General features: G+C 74.0%; 3 protein-coding genes. 2 read left to right on the top strand and 1 reads right to left on the bottom strand.

Annotated elements, in window-relative coordinates; all coding sequences use genetic code 11:
• Positions 1 to 59: 59 nt before the first annotated feature.
• Positions 60 to 2,390 carry a DEAD/DEAH box helicase gene (locus N864_RS19470; RefSeq protein ID WP_051518823.1) on the bottom strand — a complete coding sequence of 777 codons (2,331 nt, stop codon included), beginning with the start codon at positions 2,388 to 2,390 and terminating at the stop codon, positions 60 to 62.
• 126 nt (positions 2,391 to 2,516) lie between these two features.
• Here N864_RS19470 and N864_RS19465 point away from each other — a divergent pair, with 126 nt between their 5' ends.
• Together N864_RS19465 and N864_RS19460 are read left to right on the top strand one after the other, a co-directional pair.
• Positions 2,517 to 2,930 (top strand): anti-sigma factor antagonist, encoded by a 414-nt coding sequence (locus tag N864_RS19465; RefSeq protein ID WP_051518822.1) that lies wholly within the window; start codon positions 2,517 to 2,519, stop codon positions 2,928 to 2,930.
• Positions 2,927 to 4,441 carry a DUF7059 domain-containing protein gene (locus N864_RS19460; RefSeq protein ID WP_034721197.1) on the top strand — a complete coding sequence of 505 codons (1,515 nt, stop codon included), beginning with the start codon at positions 2,927 to 2,929 and terminating at the stop codon, positions 4,439 to 4,441. The genes N864_RS19465 and N864_RS19460 overlap by 4 nt, the downstream gene beginning before the upstream one ends.
• Positions 4,442 to 4,544: the final 103 nt, after the last annotated feature.

The raw sequence follows: 4,544 nt of genomic DNA, 5'->3' as shown, positions 1-4,544 counted from the left end.
GCCGCAGGCCCGGGTCCGCTCGACGGTTGGGGTGGTCGGAGGTGGCCAGGGCGAGATGGTCAGGGGGTGGCGTGGCGGAGGGTCAGGTCGAGCAGGGCGACGGCGAGGGCCTTGTCGAGCGGCTCGTTGCCGTTGCCGCACTTCGGCGACTGGATGCACGAGGGGCAGCCCGTCTCGCACTCGCACGACGCGATCGCGTCCCGGGTCGCGCCCAGCCACTCGAGCACGCGGCGGTACCCGCGCTCGGCGAACCCGGCCCCGCCGGGGTGGCCGTCATAGACGAGGATCGTCGGCAGGCCGGTGTCGGGGTGCAGGTCGGTCGAGACACCACCGATGTCCCACCGGTCCGCGGTCGCAAAGAGCGGCAGCATCCCGATCGAGGCGTGCTCGGCCGCGTGAGCCGCCCCGGGGATCGACACCTCGTCGATCCCCGCTGACCCGAGCTCTTCGATCGGCATCGTCCACCAGATCCCTTTGGTGTCAAGGGTCCTCGCCGGCAGGTCGAGCGGGTGCTCGCCGAGCACTTCACCGCCAGGCAGCCGGCGGAGGAAGGACGTCACCTGGGTCCGCACCCGCACCCGGCCGAAGGAGCACCGCAGCGGCCCCCAGTCCCGGTGCTCCAGCTCCTCGACGATCTCGAAGTCGCTCACCGACCGGGCCTGGGTCGTCCACCCCGGGTCGCCCCGCACGGCAAAGGCCGCCGAGTCCGCCAGGTCGAGCTCGGTGATGACCCACGTCTGGCCCTGGTGCAGGTGGACCGCCCCGGTGTGGACCTGGGCGTGCGCCGACACCTCGTCGACGGTCCCGACGACGCGGCCCGTCCGGCTCTCGATGATCCGCACCGGCTCGCCGGCGCCTCGGAGAGACAGGTGGTCAGTGGGCCGGTCGTGCCGCGCCCAGTACCACCCGCGCGGACGACGCTTCAGCACCCCGCCGGCGACGAGCCGGTCGAGCAGCGGCCGCATCCCCGGCCCGAAGTACGCCTCGTCCTCGACCGTCAGCGGCAGCTCGGCCGCCGCCGCGGCGAGGTGCGGTCCGAGGACGTGCGGGTTGTCCGGGTCGACGACGGTCGCCTCGACGCCCCGGCCGAAAATCGCCTCCGGGTGGTGCACGACATACGTGTCGAGCGGGTCGTCGTCCGCGACGAACACCGCGAGGCTCCGATCCCCGCTGCGCCCGGCTCGCCCGGCCTGCTGCCACAGCGACGCGAGGGTCCCCGGCCAGCCCGCCAGGAGCACGGCGTCGAGACCACTGACGTCGACCCCGAGCTCGAGCGCGTTCGTCGCCGCGAGCCCCACGAGCTCCTTGGTGCGCAGCGACCGCTCCAGCTCGCGCCGCTCCTCCGGGAGATAACCGCCCCGGTATGCCGCTATCCGGGCTTCCAGCGAGCCGCTCGCTCGCTCTCGGGCGATTCGCGCCACGACCTCGACCCCGGCGCGGGACCGCGCGAAGGCGACCGTCTGCACGTCGGCTCCGGCGCACTGCGCGAGCAGCGACCCGGTCTCCGTCAGGGTGTTGACCCGCTTCGGCTGGCCGTCCTCACCCTGGACGACCGGCGGCTCCCAGAGGGCGAAGGTCATCGCCCCACGGGGCGAGCCGTCCTCGGTGACCGCGGTGAGCGGCATACCGAGGAGCCGGGAGGCGTGCTCCTCGGGGTCGGCCACGGTGGCGGAAGCGAAGACGAACGTCGGCGTCGAGCGGTAGCGCGCCGCGACGCGGCGGAGCCGGCGCAGCACGGCCGCGAGGTGGGCGCCGAAGACGCCGCGGTAGACGTGGCACTCGTCGATGACGACGTAGCGCAGGGCGCGGAGGAAAGAGGACCACCGCTCGTGCGAGGGCAGGAGCGAGTGATGGACGAGGTCCGGGTTGGTGAGCACGAGGTTCGCGTGGTCCCGGATCCACCGGCGCTCGTCGGTCGGCGTGTCGCCGTCGTACGTCGCGGCGCGGATGCCGGGCAGGGCGAGCGCCTCGATCCGGGCCAGCTGGTCGGCGGCGAGAGCCTTGGTCGGAGAGAGGTAGAGAGCGGTTGCCCCGCGTCCGTTGGGTGCCCCGGTGCCTGCGACGAGGTCGGTGAGGATCGGCAGGTGGTAGCCGAGCGACTTGCCCGACGCCGTGCCCGTCGAGACGACGACGTGCTCGCCGCGGTGCGCCGCCTCGGCGACGGCGACCTGGTGCGACCACGGCTGCCCGATGCCCTCGCCGAGCAGCGCGGCGAGGACTGTGGGGTCGGTCCACGAGGGCCAGTCCGCGTGCTGGGCGTGCCGCTCCGGAACCTCGTGCACGTGGAGCAGCCGACCCGGTTCGTCGCCCGCGAGGAGGGTGAGCAGGGCCGTGGGATCGACCCGCCTGCGCAGCGTGGTGCCCCCGTGGTGCCGGACCTGTGCATTCATCTGGAGCAACGGTATGTCGCCGGGGTACGGTTGCGGACGAGTGGGTGCCGACGGCGCCTGCTTCCTGTCCTGCGGCCCCGGCCGCGGGGCCCGACGACACAGCCCGACGACAGAGAAGGAGAGCCGGTGGACCTCTCGATCGACCGTGCCGACCAGGGCGACCACACGGTCGTGAGCCTGGGCGGCGAGATCGACGTCTACACCGCACCCTTCGTGCGCGAGCGGCTCGACGAGGCGGTCCACGCGGGCCGCATCAACCTCGTCGTCGACCTGACCGGTGTGCGCTTCCTCGACTCGACCGGGCTCGGCGTGCTCGTCGGTCGGCTCAAGCTGACCCGCAGCCTCGGCGGGTCGCTGCGCCTCGTGGGCACCGACGACCGTGTGCTCAAGGTCTTCTCGATCACCGGCTTGGACAAGGTCTTCGAGATGCACGAGACGCTCGAGGAGGCGCTCGCCGCGGCCGACGCGGCCGACACGGCCGACGCGGACGGTGCCCGGGCAGCCGCCGCCCCCGTGCAGTCGAGCGACAGCGGCGCGTGACCGCTCCGCCGTCCACCGACCCGACGCTCATCCGGCGCCTGCGCGCCGACCTGCTCACCGCGGGCCTCACCGTCGACGGTGTCGCCGAACGGCTCGGGGACCTCGCCTCGGCGGCCCTGCACCGCGAGCAACCGCTCCCCGCGCTCGTCGTCACGGACGACGCGACGGACGTGAGCGGCATACTCCTTCGGCTCTTCACGCTCGGGCGACCGGTGGCGGCATCGGCGCTCGCCGGCGCCCTGCCGACCCTCGGGGTCGCGGGCGCCGTTGAGCTCGGGCTCGTCCGGGTGCTCCACGCCGGCCGGGAGCAGGAGGAGCTCGTCGAGGCGTGCTGCGACCTGCGGCCGTACGCCGACGACACGCACGACTGGTGGGTCGCCTCCGATCTCAGCGAGGTGGCGACCCGCGAGCCGCTGCCGCCCGACCACGTGCTCGGCATCGGCGGCGCGTCGACGACCCTCGCATCGTGGACGATCCGCCGGCCGGCGCGTCGCGCGCTCGACCTCGGGACCGGCTGCGGCGTGCAGGCGCTGCACCTCGCCGCGCACTGCGAGTCGATCGTCGCGACGGACGTGTCGGAGCGGGCCCTCGCCTACGCGTCGTTCAACGCCGAGCTGGCCGGGGTGTGGCTCGACCTGCGGCACGGTGACCTGCTCGACCCGGTCGCGGGGGAGCGCTTCGACCTCGTCGTCAGCAACCCGCCGTTCGTCATCACCCCGCGCGACGGGGACGTGCCGCTCTACGAGTACCGCGACGCCGGCCGCGCCGGGGACGCCCTCGTGCGGACCCTGGCCCGGTCGGTCGGGTCCGTGCTCGAGCCCGGCGGCGTCGCGCAGTTCCTCGGCAACTGGGAGGTCCCGGTCGGGCAGACGTGGCGCGACGTGTGGACGACGTGGCTGGAGGGGACCGGTCTCGACGCGTGGGTCGTGCAGCGTGAGGTGCAGGACCCGGCCGAGTACGCCGAGCTGTGGGCCCGCGACGGCGGCACCGTCCCCGGGACGCCCGCGCATGACCGGATGTATGCCGCGTGGCTGCGCGACTTCGCCTCGCGCGGTGTCGAGTCGGTCGGCTTCGGCGTGGTGACTCTGCAGCGCCCCGTCACGGAGCGTGACCCGTGGGTCTCGCTCGACGAGGTGCCCGGGCGGGTGGCGTCACCGATGGGGCCGGTCATCGACGCCGGCCTGCGCGCCCGCACCTGGCTCGCCGAGCACTCGGACGAGGAGCTGCTGGCGGTCGCGTGGAGCTGCGCCGGCGACGTGACCGAGGAGCGGCACGGCCGGCCGGGTGGCGAGGACCCGGCGGTCATCCTCGTCCGGCAGGGCGGTGGGCTCGGGCGGGTGGTGCGGGCCGGCACGCTGCTGGCCGGCTACCTCAGTGTCGCCGACGGGTCGCTGCCGGCCGGCGTGGCGCTCGATGCCCTCGCGTCGGTTCTCGACGTGCCAGCCGCCGAGGTCCGCGCCGAGGTGCTCCCGCAGCTGCGTGACCTGATCGCCGACGGCCTCCTCGTCTGACGCCCCGCCCCGCTGCGAGGGCACGTGCCCTCGGGAGCTGGCTGAGCGGCATACCGATGCCGTATGCCGCTGACCCTCCCTCCCGTCGAGAGGCCACCAACCG

This window comes from Intrasporangium chromatireducens Q5-1 (assembly GCF_000576575.1).
Classification (GTDB): domain Bacteria; phylum Actinomycetota; class Actinomycetes; order Actinomycetales; family Dermatophilaceae; genus Intrasporangium_A; species Intrasporangium_A chromatireducens.
Note: the sequence above shows the minus strand (reverse complement) of the source record. Positions and strands in the feature narration are given on the sequence as shown.